This window comes from Aminobacterium thunnarium (genome assembly GCF_055390565.1).
Genome location: NZ_AP042412.1, coordinates 2,115,862 through 2,132,565 on the forward strand (window position 1 = coordinate 2,115,862; position 16,704 = coordinate 2,132,565).

Annotated in this window: 11 protein-coding genes; 8 read left to right on the forward strand and 3 right to left on the reverse strand. The window is 42.3% G+C overall.

Annotated elements, in window-relative coordinates:
- Positions 1 to 18 precede the first annotated feature (18 nt).
- From ACZ5GY_RS10350 to ACZ5GY_RS10385, 8 genes are all read left to right on the forward strand, one after another.
- A complete protein-coding gene (locus ACZ5GY_RS10350; RefSeq protein WP_213690044.1) occupies positions 19 to 1,515 on the forward strand; it encodes a tripartite tricarboxylate transporter permease in 1,497 nt (498 codons plus the stop codon).
- Positions 1,516 to 1,542: 27 nt separating this feature from the next.
- On the forward strand, positions 1,543 to 2,298 hold the full coding sequence (locus ACZ5GY_RS10355) for an SDR family NAD(P)-dependent oxidoreductase (protein ID WP_213690045.1): 756 nt from the start codon (positions 1,543 to 1,545) through the stop codon (positions 2,296 to 2,298).
- A 25-nt stretch (positions 2,299 to 2,323) separates the two neighbouring features.
- A complete protein-coding gene (locus ACZ5GY_RS10360; RefSeq protein WP_213690046.1) occupies positions 2,324 to 3,271 on the forward strand; it encodes a hydroxyacid dehydrogenase in 948 nt (315 codons plus the stop codon).
- Positions 3,272 to 3,273: 2 nt separating this feature from the next.
- Positions 3,274 to 4,470, forward strand: coding sequence for a homocitrate synthase/isopropylmalate synthase family protein (locus ACZ5GY_RS10365; RefSeq protein WP_213690047.1), 1,197 nt, complete (start codon positions 3,274 to 3,276; stop codon positions 4,468 to 4,470).
- Between the two features lie 185 nt (positions 4,471 to 4,655).
- Positions 4,656 to 5,678 carry an ABC transporter substrate-binding protein gene (locus tag ACZ5GY_RS10370; RefSeq protein ID WP_213695538.1) on the forward strand — a complete coding sequence of 341 codons (1,023 nt, stop codon included), beginning with the start codon at positions 4,656 to 4,658 and terminating at the stop codon, positions 5,676 to 5,678.
- Entirely contained in the window at positions 5,656 to 7,353 is a 1,698-nt protein-coding gene (locus ACZ5GY_RS10375; protein ID WP_213699680.1) for an ABC transporter permease subunit, read from the forward strand. The genes ACZ5GY_RS10370 and ACZ5GY_RS10375 overlap by 23 nt, the downstream gene beginning before the upstream one ends.
- Entirely contained in the window at positions 7,325 to 8,284 is a 960-nt protein-coding gene (locus ACZ5GY_RS10380) for an ABC transporter ATP-binding protein (RefSeq protein ID WP_213690050.1), read from the forward strand. Before ACZ5GY_RS10375 ends, ACZ5GY_RS10380 begins: the two co-directional genes overlap by 29 nt.
- Positions 8,285 to 8,414: 130 nt before the next feature.
- Positions 8,415 to 12,692 carry an acyl-CoA dehydratase activase-related protein gene (locus ACZ5GY_RS10385; protein WP_464111844.1) on the forward strand — a complete coding sequence of 1,426 codons (4,278 nt, stop codon included), beginning with the start codon at positions 8,415 to 8,417 and terminating at the stop codon, positions 12,690 to 12,692.
- A 16-nt stretch (positions 12,693 to 12,708) separates the two neighbouring features.
- Here the strand turns inward: ACZ5GY_RS10385 and ACZ5GY_RS10390 are convergent, their stop codons facing one another.
- From ACZ5GY_RS10390 to ACZ5GY_RS10400, 3 genes are all read right to left on the reverse strand, one after another.
- The gene (locus ACZ5GY_RS10390; protein WP_464111845.1) at positions 12,709 to 13,971 is read right to left on the reverse strand and encodes a M20 family metallo-hydrolase; all 1,263 of its coding nucleotides are present in this window, start codon (positions 13,969 to 13,971) and stop codon (positions 12,709 to 12,711) included.
- A gap of 107 nt (positions 13,972 to 14,078) precedes the next feature.
- Positions 14,079 to 16,184 carry an acetate--CoA ligase family protein gene (locus ACZ5GY_RS10395; RefSeq protein WP_213690052.1) on the reverse strand — a complete coding sequence of 702 codons (2,106 nt, stop codon included), beginning with the start codon at positions 16,182 to 16,184 and terminating at the stop codon, positions 14,079 to 14,081.
- Complete coding sequence (locus tag ACZ5GY_RS10400; RefSeq protein WP_213690053.1) at positions 16,181 to 16,669, reverse strand: hypothetical protein; 489 nt, start codon at positions 16,667 to 16,669, stop codon at positions 16,181 to 16,183. Before ACZ5GY_RS10400 ends, ACZ5GY_RS10395 begins: the two co-directional genes overlap by 4 nt.
- Positions 16,670 to 16,704 lie beyond the last annotated feature (35 nt).

Here is a 16,704-nt window from a genome sequence, read left to right on the forward strand (position 1 = left end):
AACAGGGGGGTATTCATTATGACGGCGCTTATTCAAGGTCTTATCGGTGCCTTACAACCAGAAGCAGTTATTTTTACTGCCATTGGAACTGTTTTAGGAATTATATTCGGAGCACTTCCTGGACTAACCTCTACCATGGCAGTTGCCTTGCTTATTCCAGTCACCTTCGGACTTACTCCCGTGGCGGGAATGGGTATGCTTGTAGGAGCTTTCTGCGGAGGAACAGCAGGTGGTTCTATCTCATCTACACTTCTTCGTATTCCAGGAACTCCTGCATCAATATGTACTACCTTTGATGCCTACCCAATGGCCCAAAAGGGACAAGCGGGATTGGCTCTTGGTACATCTCTTCTCGTCTCTTTTATTGGTGGTCTTTTCAGTGTAGGAGTATTAATGTTCGTTGCTCCCAAACTAGCCCGTTTCGCTTTGGGTTTCGGACCAACAGAATATTTTTCTCTTGCAGTTCTCGGATTGACTGTTATTGCCAGCGTCTCATCAAAGTCACTTATAAAGGGAATTATCGCTGGCCTTATCGGTGTTTTTATATCCTTTATCGGGACAGACCCTGTTACAGGTATGGTGCGATACAGTTTTGGAATTCCCAACCTCTTGAGTGGACTTAATCTTCTGCCTGTTCTCATTGGGCTCTTTGCTGTATCAAAAGCGTTGGAAGATGCAGAAACCATAGGGACATCTGTAGAATTAACAAGTAATAAGGGCCTAAAAGGACAATTCCCTTCTTTAGGAACACTTATCAAAAGAAAATGGATTATCCTCTCTTCCGCAATTATAGGGACTATCGTAGGAATTCTTCCAGGAGCAGGCTGTAGCATCGCTTCTTTCGTATCGTATGACCAAGCAAAACGTCTCTCTGAAACTCCAGAAGAGTTTGGTAAGGGCTGCATTGACGGAGTAATTGCTTCGGAAACAAGCAATAATGCCGTTACAGGAGGCGCTCTCGTTCCCATGCTCACTCTTGGAATTCCAGGAGATTCAACTACAGCTGTTATGCTCGGAGGATTGTTGATTCATGGACTTCGTCCTGGCCCCTTGCTTTTTAAAGATACGCCGGAAATCATCTATGGCATCTTTGCCATGCTTCTTTTGGCCAATGTGTTTATGTTTATTTTCCAATCTTTCGGCATCAGATTGTTTGTCAAGATCCTGAAAATTCCTCGCTATATATTGACACCTTTCATTCTCGTAATGTGCACCGTCGGTGCTTACGGTGTGGGAGGCAGTCTTTTCGACGTATTCATAATGATGCTCTTTGGTGTCATTGGATACTTCTTCAACAAGCTGAATTACGGAGTTGCACCTATCGTTTTGGGATTCATCCTTGGTGGAATGGCTGAAACTCATTTCAGACGAGCTTTCTTTATGTACCGCGGAGACTTGAGTGTTTTTGTAACTCGTCCTGTAACTCTTCTTTTACTGGTGTTCAGTCTTATTTTAATCGCTTTACCTATTATGAGAAATCACATGCAGCGCAAGAAAGCATGCAGCGCAGCATAAAGAGATAGAAACAAAGGAGTGTATACGATGGATTTAAACCTCAAATCAAAAGTCGTTATTGTTACGGGAGGAGCCAGCGGTCTCGGTAAAGCCATGGCAGAAGCTTTTGCACAAGAAGAAGCCACCGTGATCATTGCCGATGTAAATGAAACCGACGGCGTACAATTTGCCTCAGAACTCAACAAAGAAGGGAAAAAAGCGGAATTCCTTTATCTTGATGTGAGTAATTCCGAGCAGGTAAATTCTGCTATTGAATCAGTAGTAAAAAAACATGGAAGAATTGACGTTCTCTGTAACAATGCTGGAATTAATGTTCGGAAGTTTGCACTCGATATTTCCGCTGAAGAGTGGCAGAGAGTTATTAATGTCAATCTCTCAGGTATGTTCTATTGTGCCCAGGCTGTGGGACGTTTTATGGTGAAACAAGGTGGGGGGAAAATAATAAACACCGCCTCTGTTTCCGCTGTTCGTGGACATTTAAAACGAGCCCCCTACGCCAGCGCAAAGGGTGGAGTATATCAGATGACAAAGGTCCTCGCTCATGAGTGGGGAGAACATAACGTCAACGTTAACGCCATTGGACCCGGCTTTGTTGAAACACCCCTTACCTCAAAACTTATTAGCGGCCCCGGCGTTAAAGAAAATATGATTTCAAAGATACCAATGCGACGTCTTGGCAAAACTGATGATATTGTCGGTCCCGTTCTTTTTCTGGCCTCTCCCTACTCTGACTACATTACAGGTCAGCTTTTATTAATCGACGGCGGACGAACAATCGACTAATTTTTCAACGGAAAGGAAGAGCTTGATGAGTACTGTATTAATATATGACCCTATATCTGAAGACGGACTCAATATTCTTAAAAAAGCTGGCCACACTCTCATTACAAGAGAGGAGTTAAACGAAAATAACAAAGCTTCCATTGAGGGGCTTGTCATTCGGACTTCCCCCTTGAAAAGAGATTTTCTTCGTCAATTGCCCCATCTTAAGGTTATTGGACGCCATGGTGTTGGCGTAGACAATATAGACCTCGAATATGCAACTGAAGCGGGAATTATTGTAGGAAATACTCCTTATGCCAACGCTGTCTCTGTTGCAGAACATGTAATAGGCATGATGCTTTATTTTATCAAGAAATATACCCTAAGTGATTCCTGCATAAGAGAAGGGAAATTTAACGAAAGAGACCATCTAGGTCTTTCTGAATTAAATGGGAAAACACTCGGAATTGTAGGTTTCGGCAAAGTTGGCAAGGCTGTTTGCCGTATCGCGCATGATGGTTTTGCCATGAATATTCTTGTTTACGATCCTTATGTAAGCACATCAGAAGGTGTCAAACAAGTAGAAACCCTTGAAGAGCTTTTAAAAAAATCTGATTTTATTACGCTTCACACTCCTCTGACAGAGGAAACCCGACAAATGATCGGGAAAAAAGAACTCGCTTTAATGAAAAAGGGCGCTATCCTCATCAATGCTGCCCGTGGCCCCATCATCAATGTGGATGATGTAGCCCAATCTCTCAGAGAAGGTCATATTGGAGGAGCAGCTTTAGACGTATTTCCCGAAGAGCCGCCTCGCCTTGATTCTGCCCTGCTTCAAGTGCCCAATGTTCTCATGACACCCCACAGCGCCGCATTAACGCATGAAGCTATTTACAGAATGGCTACTGGTGCTGCAGAAGCCGTTGTACGAGTATTGAACGGAGAAAAACCGGATTACATCGTCAATCCAGACGTTCTAAAGGAGGCCAAATAACAATGAAAAAAAACTACCAGACGGAGAATTGGTGGACAAGTCCTTTTAATGAAGAATATCGTCAGACACTGTCTCTCCCTCAGCATGTTCAGATTCACGACGCGACACTGAGAGACGGAGAGCAAACACCTGGTGTCGTTTTTACTCCTGAAGACAAACTCAAAATTGCCCGTATTCTCTCTAAAATGGGAGTCGAGCGTATTGAAGCAGGCATGCCTGCTGTCTCCGAAGACGATAAAAGAGCAATAAAGGCTATCGTTAAAGATAACCTTCCTTCTAAAATTTTTACATTTGCCCGCGCCATGGTTAAAGATATTGAAATGGCTACGGAATGTGGAGCACACGGTGTGGTTATTGAAGTTCCAATTGGAAAACCTAAGCTTCTTTACCAGTTCGGATGGACATGGGAAGATGTAGCGAAAAAGACAAAAGAAGCCGTCAAAGCGTCAAAAGAGGCAGGACTGTATACCGTTCTTTTCCCATATGATACAACACGAGCTGATTGGAATGATCTTGAAAACTTACTGGACTCTGTCTGCGATTATTGTGCACCTGACAGTGTTGGAGTTGTCGATACTACTGGCTGCATTCTTCCTGGCGCCATGTTCCAGCTTGTACGGCGAGTTAAAAATCTCACAGGTCTCTCTGTAGAGGTTCATACCCATAACGACTTTGGAATGGCCCTTGCAAACAGTCTTGCGGCAGTAGAGGGTGGAGCAGACGTTATTCACACATGCCTTAACAGCCTCGGTGAACGTACAGGTAACACCTCTCTTTATCAAGTACTTATGGCACTGAAAGTCATGTTCAACATTGACTATGGAACAGACTTTACATCTTTCAAAGAAATTGCACAGGATATTTCTGAAATGTGCCACGTTCCCCTTGCCGGAAATGAACCGATCATCGGAGACAGAATCTTCACCAGAGAGTCAGGTATTGGAATTGAAATGTTAAAAGAACGTCCTTTAGCCATGTTCTCTCTAAATCCCGAATTTGTAGGAAATGCCCCCCAAATCGTTTTGGGAAAGAAAAGTGGAGTAAAATCGGTTGAAGTAAATCTCAGTAGACTTGGCTTATCTGCAACAGATGAACAGATGCGAAACATACTTGCCAAAGTTAAAAATTTTGGAATTCAACATAAACGACTTCTTACAGACAATGAATTCAAAGCTATAGCAAGTGAGGAGCTTAAATAAGCGACCTAATTCTTAACATCTCCTAATACCATTACTCACAGAAAAGGGACTCTTTTATAAAGAGTCCCTTTTTTAATGCCAAGTCAGATAAAGAAGGTTTTTTCATTGACTATACATTTTCTTTCAAGTATTATTGCCCTTTGGAATAAATTCTATTACATAAGCTGTTTAAAGGAGGATTACACGTGAAAAAAGTTTTCGCAGCTCTTCTTCTTGCTTGCCTCGTTGTAAGTGCTGGTTCAATGGCTTTTGCCAGCGCCGACAAACCTCTGGCAGGAAAGACGATCAGTATTTTTATTGCAGCAACTGGCATTGACGAAATCATGGCAGAATTCACGAAAGATACCGGAATAAAGGTAAACTACCTTGAAATGTCTTCTGGAGAGGTTCTAACACGACTTCGCGCAGCCAATGGAAAAGCTTTAGCAGACGCTTGGTTCAGTGGTGGAGTCGACAGCTACGTAAAAGCTGGCCAAGAAGGCTTTCTTGAGCCCTATATTTCTCCAGAGTCAGAAAAAATACCAGCACAATATAAAGATCCCAATGGATACTGGACCGGCCTTTCCGTTTGTGCTGTAGACTTTATTATTAACAAAGACGTCGTAAAAGAGAAAAATCTGCCTATGCCCACAAGCTGGGTTGATCTCGGAAAACCGGAATACAAGGGTGAAATCATAATGAGCAATCCTGCTATCTCCGGAACAAACTATTCCGTTCTTTTCCACCTCATTCAACTCTTCGGAGAAGAAAAGGGCTGGGATCTCATAGAAAAAATTAACGCCAATATCCCCTTTTACACCAAACGAGGAGCCGCGCCTCCTAACAAAGCAGCTCTTGGAGAAGTCGCCATTGGAATCGACCCTTACGATTGCGGTGTAAAAATTATTGAACAGGGATATCCTGTCGCTTCCGTTTTCCCTAAAGAGGGAACTCCTGGTTTTATCTCTCCTATCGCCATACTTAAAGGAACGAAAAATATGGAAGTGGCAAAAGCTTTTGTGGACTGGTGCCTTTCTAAACGTGGACAAGAAGTACAGATGGCTCATACTGCTAAAGTAGCAACTCGTCCTGATGCCGATGTTCCTGAATACCTTCGCGGACTTGGAGAAGCTAAAATCATCGTCGTTGATCCTGTAAAATCCGGAGAAATGAGAAAAAGCATTATTGAGAGGTGGCAAAAGGAATTTGGCAATAAAGCAGAACAGTAAAAATAGCATCATCGGGGCATCAAAAGATGCCCCTTTTTATCTTTACCTCTTGTTGAGCGCAGGTGTTTTAATTTTTATTCTCTGGCCAACATTAGCAATATTAAAAGAAAGTATTTTTTTCAATGGGAGCTTCAGTTTCGAGCATTATCGAAATCTTTTTACCACCAACCGAAGCTTGTTGAAAAACAGTCTTTTTGTGGGCTTTTGGACAACTATTATAGCTTTATTCATAGGCCTATGTTGTGCTCTTTACGTTACACATACATCTTTCAAAGGGAAAAAGCTTGTGCTTATGGTGTTGCTTCTCACTCTCATCTCCCCGCCTTTCGTTTCATCACTAGCCTATATCATGCTTTTTGGGCGAAGAGGACTGATTACATGGAAAATTTTAAAACTCCATTGGAATCCTTATGGAGCACACGGCATCATAATGATGGAATCAATCGGTTTGGCAACTATTGCCGCTTTTTTAATTATTGCAGTACTTAAAGGAATAGATCGCAGCCTTGAGCAAGCTTCTCTTGACTTGGGTGCAAGTAAATGGAGCACACTATGGCATATTACTCTTCCCTTAGCACGACCTGGAATCGTTACTGCCGCTCTTATCGTCTTTATTCGATCTCTTTCCGATTTTGGAACGCCTATGTTCATTGGAGGAAATTACAATGTGCTCGCTACTCAGGCCTATATGACAGCTATTGGAACATATAACCTTCCCAAAGCTTCTGCCATATCCACATTGCTCGTTATTCCCGCTTTTATAGTTTTTCTTATTTACAGAAAAATAATGGCTGGAACACCTCTCTTCTCCAAAAAAACAACGGCAACTACCCATGAGGAATGCTCTCTCCCTTCTTGGGTAAGCACCACCATTTGGATCGTCACATGGAGTTTTATTCTTTTTGAACTATTAAAATATACAACCATATTCAGCGGAGCCCTTGTAAAAACATGGGGAGTCAATTTTTCCTTTACATTACATCATATACAAACGCTTAAACTGGCAAAATTGGGCAGTCTACTTCGAAGTATTAAATATGCTACCGTTTCAGCACTCGCTGCAGGAATAATGGGAATTGCTCTAGCGTGGTTTTTAGGGCGTAAAAAAGGGCCTTTTACACATGCTATTGATTTCATTGCAGATTTGCCCTTTATACTTCCTGGACCTTTTTTTGGCATCGCCTATCTTCTCGCCTTTAACTGGATGCCAGAAGCCGTACTTGGCACGGGGTTTCTTATCGTTACAAATTGCGTATACCGCCAACTTACGTTAGGTGTAAAAAGTGGCATTTCTGTACTTGCTCAAATCAATCCTGAATTGGAAGACGCTGTCAGAGACCAGGGAGGCAAAGGCCTTCACGTTTTTAAAGATGTCATTATACCGTTACTCAAGCCGGCATTTCTTGTTAGCTTTGTTAATACATTTACATTCACTATGACCACTATTGGAGGCATTATTTTTCTCATTACACCCTATACAAAGGTAGCAACAGCAGAAATGTTTGATGCTATTCAACAAGGTGATATAGGTGTTAGTTCTGTAATGGCCTCAGTTATTATTCTTGTTGTTATGATTGTCAATGTCTCCTTTTCATGGTTTTTCTTAAGAAAAAAATCTATATCTGTACACAAAACGGAGGAAAGCTATGTACCTTCAATTAAAGCAGCTCAATAAAAAGTTTGGCAATGTCCGTGCCGTTATTGACTTTTCACTCAACGTACAAGAAGGAGAGCTTGTATCCCTTCTTGGTCCAAGTGGGTGTGGAAAAACAACCACATTGCGAATGGTAGGAGGCTTCCTTCAGCCAAATAGGGGTGAAATTATATTGGAAGGAGAGAATATTACCTCCCTTCCTCCAGAAAAGCGACCAACAGCTACAGTGTTTCAAAGCTATGCGCTTTTTCCCCATATGGATGTTCTCGAAAATGTTACATACGGCCTGAAATTTAAAAAAATAGCCCGTAAAAAAACTCTTCAAATGGGGCTCGAAATGTTAGAAAAAGTTGGCCTTCCCAATGCTGCGGCGAAAACAATCGACCAATTAAGCGGGGGAGAGCAACAACGCGTAGCGCTCGCCAGATCTCTCATTACTCAGCCTAAAGTGCTGCTTCTTGATGAACCCTTAAGCAACCTCGACGCAAAACTTCGAATACGCATGAGAAGAGAAATACGTCAAATACAAAAAGACTTTGGCATTACAGCTCTCTACGTTACTCATGATCAAGAAGAAGCTCTAGCCCTTTCAGATCGGGTAGTTGTTATGGAAAAGGGTTCTATTACACAAGTGGATACCCCTCGAAAAATATACACCTCTGCTCAAAATAGTTTTGTTGCAGACTTCATAGGGCGAAGTAATATCTTCACTCTAAAAGGTAACAAAAAAATAGCTGTCCACCCAGAGGATATTTCTCTCTCCGAGGAACATGGCCAATATGAAGGAATTATAGTTGGGCACCAATTTAAAGGAGCCATGACAACGTATTTCATCGCAGTAGAAAAACAAGTAATTGAAGCAGATATACTCAGCCGAATAGATCAAAATTGGGAAGAAGGTCGAAAGGTAAAGGTTACATTCAATAAAGAGAGCATAATGCCACTCTTTTAATGTTTTTTATCTTTATTCCCTCGCCATAATCGGTAAACAATCATGCAAATATCCTTGCTAAAGGTACAATAAAATAATAGAAACCGCATTATAACTATTTATTCGCGGCTGTTCCGAGCAGGTGATATATGTGAAAGGTGCTTTTCCTACTGGTATTGATCTCGGCTCTACTACTGTGAAGGTTGTTGTTTGTAGTCCTACAGGGCAGCTGCTTTTTTCTGCATACGAACGACATAACGCCGATCCTTCTGGCACTCTTCTATCTATATTGAGCGAGTGCACTCAAAAGTTTAAAAACAGCATACACAACGTTGCCATTACAGGTTCCGCTGGAATGAATCTGGCAGCTCGTTATGCCTTGCCCTTCGTTCAGGAAGTAGTAGCATCCGCTCGCTATATCAGGAAACGAACACCCCATGTCCGAACTATGATTGAACTCGGCGGGGAAGATTCGAAAATAATATTTTTTGACAATAACCTTAATCCCGACATGAATATGAACGGAGCTTGTGCTGGAGGGACAGGAGCTTTTATAGATCAAATAGCTTCTCTTCTTGGAGTCAATCTTGATGTTTTAAATACATTGGCTTGCAAAGGAAAAGCTATTTATACCATCGCGTCACGTTGTGGTGTCTTTGCCAAAACAGATATTCAATCTCTTCTTGCACAACGGGCAAAACCGGAAGATATTGCCGCTTCCGTTTTTAAATCCATTGCGCTTCATGTTCTCACATCTCTTTCTAAAGGGAGAGAAGTCAAAAGAGAGGTACTTTTCGCAGGAGGCCCCCTTTTCTTTTTTCCTGCTTTACGTCGTGCTTTTATAGAACAGCTTAACTTAGATGAGAATAAAGACGTAGCATTTCTTAAATATCCTCGACTTTTACCGGCACTTGGCGCCGCGCTTTTTCACGATAAGGAATGCATTGTATCTATAGATTCACTTATTTCTCATATTCAAGAAGGAAGAAGTCTTATTTCTTCCAATAAAGCAGATTTGCCCCCTCTTTTTTCGAGCAATGACGAATATCTGGAATGGACTCACCGTCATAATCAATGGGCTTTACCTTCCATCTCTATAAAGAAAGTTGAAGGGCCTCTTTTCCTTGGTGTTGATTCAGGATCTACAACGACAAAACTGGTCTGCATTGATCGCAACAAAAAGGTTGTTGCTTCGTACTATAAACCTAACCGAGGAGACGCTCTCCATCTTACACTTGACGCTCTTCAACATTTTAAAAGAGAATTTACAGCGGCAAAACGACACGATTTAAAAATAGTAGAAGGAGCCAGCACAGGTTACGGAGAAGATCTTATACATAAGGCTCTTGACCTTGGGTATGGTCTTGTGGAAACGATGGCTCATTTTAAAGCAGCTCGAACTCTCTGCCCACAAGCCTCTTTCATTCTGGACATTGGTGGACAGGATATGAAAGCCATGGGCATCAAAGATAATCGCCTCGACACGATAAAAATAAACGAAGCCTGCTCATCAGGATGTGGCAGCTTTATACAAACTTTCGCTGAATCATTAGGCCTTACCACGGAACGTTTTGCAAAAATCGCCTGTGAAGCGACTCATCCTTGCGACTTAGGAACACGTTGCACTGTTTTTATGAATTCCAGCGTAAAACAAGCTCTTAACGAAGGTCGAAGCGTGGCCGATATTGCGGCGGGACTGGCCTACTCTGTTATTCGAAATTCGCTCCATAAAGTTCTCAAAATGAGAGATTATAACGACCTTGGCCCTCTTATAGTAGTTCAGGGTGGCACCTTCCAGAATCCGGCAGTGCTTCGAGCTCTCGAAAAGATAACTGACAGGCAGGTTATTCGCCCCGTCGAAGCCGGTCTTATGGGTGCCTGGGGAGCAGCTATTTATGCCATGGAGCAATGGCAGCAGAAAAAGAATCTTCCATCAGAGCGTAACATTCTAGATATTCTTGAAGCATGGGAAGCTCCTTCTAGTCGAACAACTCACTGCCATGGATGTGGAAACGCTTGTGCAGTAACATGCTTAACCTTTTCGACGGGTCAAAAATTTTATACAGGCAATCGTTGTCAGAGACATTTCAGCAACGAAGAAAAGAAAAAGCAAGGAGGTAACTTATTCGAACTCCGCTTTAAAACGCTCTTCCATCGCCCTACAAAACCTTTAGGGAAAAGGCGGGGAACAGTCGGCATTCCACGAACGCTTAATACCTATGAACTCTATCCTTTCTGGTGCACTTTCTTTAGAGAATGTGGCTTTGAGGTTGTACTTTCCCCCGAGTCACATGAAAAAATCAACGAACTAGGCGCATCGTCTGTAATGTCTGATAATATTTGTTTTCCGGCAAAGCTAACGTACGGTCATATTATTACTTTGGCTCAGAGTAATGTTGATCGTATTTTTATGCCTCTAATTGTCCACGAAAGAAAAGAGATACGAACAGCAAATAATAGCTATAACTGTCCCATTGTATGTAGTTATAGCGACGTGATCAAAAGTGCTCTTGATCCGACAAAACGATACGGTATCCTTTTCGACACACCTGTTTTTTCTTTACGTAATCCTGCTCTTTTTCATAAACAGCTTTTAAATTATGGACAGCAGCTTGGTCTTAACAGATCTTGTATTGAGAAAGCCTTCCTTAACGCACGGAAAGCTCAGCAGGAATATGAGCGACAAATGCGAGAAAATGCCCAAAAAACGCTTGAAGAAGCACGGTCTGCGTCTCTTCCAATTCTTGCAATAGCATGTCGTCCATATCATCTTGACCCTCTTGTGAATCACGGTATTCCTCAACTCATTGCAGATCTTGGAGCTGTCGCCATTCCTGCAGATCTTCTTGCCACGGAAGAGGACACCCAGAATTTAGATGATTGTCAAGTTGTTACGCAATGGGCTTATACAAATAGGCTTTACGCCGGAGCAAAAGCAGCAGTCAGAAACAAACTTGATCTTCTTCATCTTTCTTCCTTTGGTTGCGGCGTCGATGCCGTTACATCCGATGAACTGGAACATATTATGCGAACTGGAGGATATAACTATTCCCTTATTAAAATTGACGAGATCACTAATTTAGGCGCAGCTCGCATTCGCATTCGATCTATTCTTGATTTTGGGAAAAAAGAAATGACGCAAGAAATACACGAGTTAGCGGGAGAATCACATAATGATACACACTCTTTACAAAATAAAAGAATTCTTGTGCCATGGTTCTCGGAATTTTATTCTCCGTTACTACCGCCTCTTTTTGAAAGTCTGGGATTAAATGCCTCGGTGCTTCCACCGCAAGACCAGAAATCAACTGATATAGGCTTAGAGTTTGTACATAACGACATGTGTTATCCAGCTATTATTCTCATTGGCGATGTCGTAAAAGCGTTTATAGAGAAGAAATACGACCCTGAAACAACAGCTATTCTAATGACACAAACGGGAGGACAATGCCGCGCGACCAATTATGTTCCCTTAGCGCAAAAGGCCTTGTCAGCTGCCGGTTTTCCTGATGTTAATGTACCGACTTTTGGCGTTGAAGATTTTGAAACAGCAGGATTTAAGGTCAATAAGAAAGACGCTGCAAAGGGACTCCTAATCGGCCTTTTAGGGGGAGATATGCTCACATCGCTCTACTTGACTATGGCTCCACGCGAAGAAGTTAAGGGAAGCTCTCAAGCTCTCCATTCTCGATTTTTATATCGTCTCGGAAACATTCTCAGGGAGAAAGGCTCTTTCGATGACCTAATCACTCTGTTGAGAGACGCCGTAAATCATTTTAACTCTCTTCCCGTACTGACAGAGAGTGTTCCTACGATTGGTATCGTAGGAGAAATATTCGTAAATTACAACGAATACGCCCAAAACTATATTGTGCATAAACTTATCGAAAGAAGAATAGAACCGGTGCTTCCTCCGTTAGCTTCTTTTTTCTTTATGAAATTTCAAAATAATGCATTCAATAGGCAAACGTACCTTATTCAGCCGGGGCTTCTTAGTACAGTAAAGGAACTTTTTATTGAACATCTTACTGGCTACTACCAAAATAAGGTGGAGAATGTCTTTAAAGACTTCCGTTTTGCGTCACCGAGACAAACCCTTGCAACCCTTGCTCATAAGGTAACTCGAGTGACAAGTCTCGCCAATCAGGCTGGTGAAGGCTGGCTTTTGCCTGCAGAAATTATAGACATGACTGAAAAAGGAGTTAATCACATTCTTTGCCTTCAACCCTTTGGCTGTCTGGCAAATCATATTACAGGAAAAGGAGTAGAGGGCGTTTTACGTCGCCTCTACCCCAAACTTGATATGCTTTGTCTTGACCTTGACCCTGGAACAAGCAAGACCAATAATGACAATCGGCTTCAACTTTTAATCATGTCTGCCCAGGAAGACTTTGAGAAAAAACAACATCATGAAAAACAGCTGGCTTAATACGAATCTTTCAACCTTATTTCGCTAAATCAAGCAATGTTGCCAATAACAGATCTGCTCCCCGCTTAATATCTTCGTAGGGTGTATATTCTTCGGGGCAATGGCTTCGGCCATCTACGCTCGGGACAAAAATAAGCCCTACTTCAGCAACGGAACAGAGAAGAACAGCATCGTGAACTGCACCACTATTCATTTTCTTATACGGAATGCCTCGGGCTTGGGCACTTTTTTCTATAGAGCTGATTACTTCCTGAGAAAGCTGTACTGCTTCCTGCTCTCCCAGCAACGTCATAGAAAATGTAAGGTTATATCTCTGAGCAATTTCATCAAATCTTTTACGTACTTCTTCCACGACATCGTTCATTGGCTGTTGATAGACATCACGAATATCTATTGAAAATACAACTTTACCTGGAATAATATTTGAAACGTTTGGTTCACTCTTGATATATCCTACAGTTCCCACAGTAGATTCGGTTCCTTTTGTCTGAACAGCTTCTTCTACAGCACTAATCATATGCGCCGCACCGAGAAGAGCATCTTGACGGAAATTCATGGGCGTAGCACCTGCATGATTTGGAACGCCGTCAACTTCAACTCTGATTTGTCTCAGACCTGCAATAGCTTCTACAACACCGATGGGCATGGAAACAGAATGAAGCATGGGACTTTGTTCTATATGGAGTTCAATCATGGCCTTTACTTCACCCTTGTTAAGAACATATCGTGACATATTATCAGGATCATATCCCGCATTTTTAGCTAAATTATACATAGATTGACCTGATAGATTTTTAAGAGTATTCAAATCATCAAAAGTATATCGGCCAACCATAGCCTTACTCCCGGCACAACACGAACCAAAATTAGAGCCTTCTTCTTCTGAAAAAATGACCACTTCAATGGGATGACTTGGAGTGATATTGTTTTCTTTCATCACTCGAATCGCTTCAAGAGCACCGATAACACCTACCACGCCATCATATTTTCCGCCACGCCGAACCGAATCCACATGTGAACCGCTCATCACAACAGAAGCATCTGGATTGCTTCCAGCGTATCTAGCTCGGATATTGCCAACACCATCAATAAAAACGGAAAGACCAAGTTCCTCAAAAATATCAAGAAGATATTTTCGTACTTTCAGATCTTGAAGGCTGTACGTAAAGCTTGTACGCCCATCTGCAGATGTTCCAGTAGCACCTAAGGAAGCTATGTGTTCAATGTCTCGTTCAATGCGTTGCTGATTCGTCTGAAGATAAGGTGTCATGCCGCTCATGTAAGAAGTCCCTCCTTAATAATATGTAAAAATATCTCTCACCTCTTCTGAATGTCTTGTCTAACATACTTTATTTTCCTATACATCACAACTTTTCTTTATATCGGCTACTTTTCTCCATTTCTGATAACGAGAGCATCAGCAGCAATGGCACCTTCTCCTTCAGGCATAACAAAGACTGGGTTGATATCAAGTTCAAGAAGGTCTTCTTCAACACAAGCAAGACGAGAAACCTGACTGACAATTTTGGACAAAGCATGAATATCTCTGTGACGTTGTCCTCTGGCACCGGAAAGGAAGCCAAAACCCTTTAATTCTTGAATCATTCTCAGTGCTTCTTCCTCATCCACAGGAGCATGGCGAAGAGAAACATCACTTAAAACTTCGACGTATATGCCTCCAAGGCCTACCGCAACAATAGGTCCAAAAACGGGATCTCGCTTCATTCCGACGATACATTCCATACCACCTTTAACCATCTCCTGCACAAGGTAGCCCTGGATTTTTTCTCCCGAAACATGTTCTTTAAGATTTTTTCTCGTCTTCTTCAGAGCGTGACGTAACTCATCGAAAGAGCGAATATCGAGAGCTACAACATCAGCTTCGGTCTTATGCAAAATTTCTCCGGCCATTCCTTTAAGAGCAACGGGAAAACCTAACTCTTCAGCGGCATCAAAAGCTTCTTCCATATCCCGACAAAGATGTTCTCGCGTTACAGGAACGTTATACCGTGCTAATAATCGCTTCGCATCATATTCTGTCAGTTTTAATGGGAAAGATCCAAGCAAAGAAGACGTCATTTCAATCGTATGGGAAGGCAACTTCCGCCTTTGTCCCCAATTTACGAGAGCCTTTAAAGCACGAGCACACTGTCTAAAGCTTTGAAAAACAGGAATCCCAGCATTTTTAAGTCGTTCAATAAACGTCTCGCCATGTTCATCGTCAATCATCCATACTACGGCTTGAGGTTTCGGGGTTTTCTCGTAACTTCGGATCAACTCTTCCGCCATCACACTCCCGGCTTCTCCCACAATCATTGAGAGAGCTGTAACAACCATGCTAATATCAGGATCACCGAGAGCCGTATTAAGAACTTGACGGAAATTCTCCGGTTTTTCAGAAATCTGCACAGTCATATCTACCGGATTACGCGACGCCCCAAAAGTTGGGATAACTTCTTCTATACTCTTTTTACTTACTGTTGAAAATTCAGGAACGCTCATTTTCAAATCATTGAGACTATCGGCCATTACTATGCCTGCGCCTCCCGACGTAGTAAGAATAGCCGCCCGATTGCCGTCAGTACGAGGAGAGGCTCCAAACAGCTGGCCTATACCGATAATATCGTCCATATCTTCCAGTGGAATAACACCGTATTGTTTAAATATGGCCTTCCAGACAGCTTCGTCTCCAGTCAAAGCTGCTGTATGACTTTGAGCTGCTTTTTGGGCGGAGGGAGAGCGTCCCGCTTTTAAAACAGCAACAGCAATGTCTCTTTCTCGAGCCTCTCTTACCACCTGTAAAAAACGCTCCCCGTCATCAATTCCTTCGAGATACATCATGAGAAGTCTTACTTCCGGATCTCGAATAACATACCCGGCACACTCGACAGCATCAATATCAGCCTGATTACCAGTAGTAACCACATAACGATATCGTACCCCGTGGTTGAGACCTACTCCAAAAGACGAAAAACCAAAGGCTCCGCTTTGAGAAATAAAAGCAACGTGACCCGTTGTTGGAGGATCAACGTTATAGAGGGCGCCCGAGAAGGTGAGGGGGATTCCTGCTGCCAGGTTGAGGAGACCCTGACAGTTGGGGCCAAGGATCCTAATATGGCCTTCCCGAGCGATGTCCATCATTCTTTGCTGTAAAGACGTATCGCCCGTTTCCGCGAAACCTGAAGAATAAATAATAACGTTATGTATCCCTTTTTCTGCGCACGTCTCAAGAGCAGCCGGAACAAACTGAGCCTTTATACTAATAAGAGCAACATCAGTTGCCTCTGAAATTTCAGAGAGATCATGATAGCAAGGCAGTCCCCCTACACGATCGTATTTAGGGTTGACTGGGTAAACTGTACCGTTATACCCAAAGCGTTGCATGGCTTTCAGAGTCCGGCCAGTTAAACTATCAAGGTCTGCTGAAGCTCCCACAATCGTTACACTTCGAGGAGAAAAAAGAGGGTAGAGTGGATGATCACGCAAAGTCATGCTATGGCCTCCTTCGTTATAGCTTGCCTTGTTTTCTCAAAACGCACTATAGATCTCTGACAAGCCTTGCAATACGAGAGGTATATTTCTTTCGTCTCATCTTTCGAACAAAGCACCACTGTTTTTAACCAATCTTGTGTAGCATAAATAAGATTGGTTAATCCCTCTACCCAAAGAAGTCTTAGTCTTTTCTCCCCATATAACGAGGATTGTGAGAGTCCTTTCTTTAAACGTTCTACAAATAAACGTGTCTTTTCAAGAAAATCTGCACAGACTAGAACATCTCCTTCTACATTGAGAGATGCATTAATATGAGCGATGTATTCTGCTATAAGAGCTTGAACCTCGTCGTTCGATTTTGAAATATTTGTGACTTCTGGAAGGATTTCACTTCTATTCTCGAGAGCTTCAATGGTCTTCTCAACAAAATCAAGTCGAGAAAACTCATTAACATATTGGGTCAGTCTCCCGTGAGCCCATTTCATATGTACCATCCTCCTTAACAAAAAATGGCTGTCCC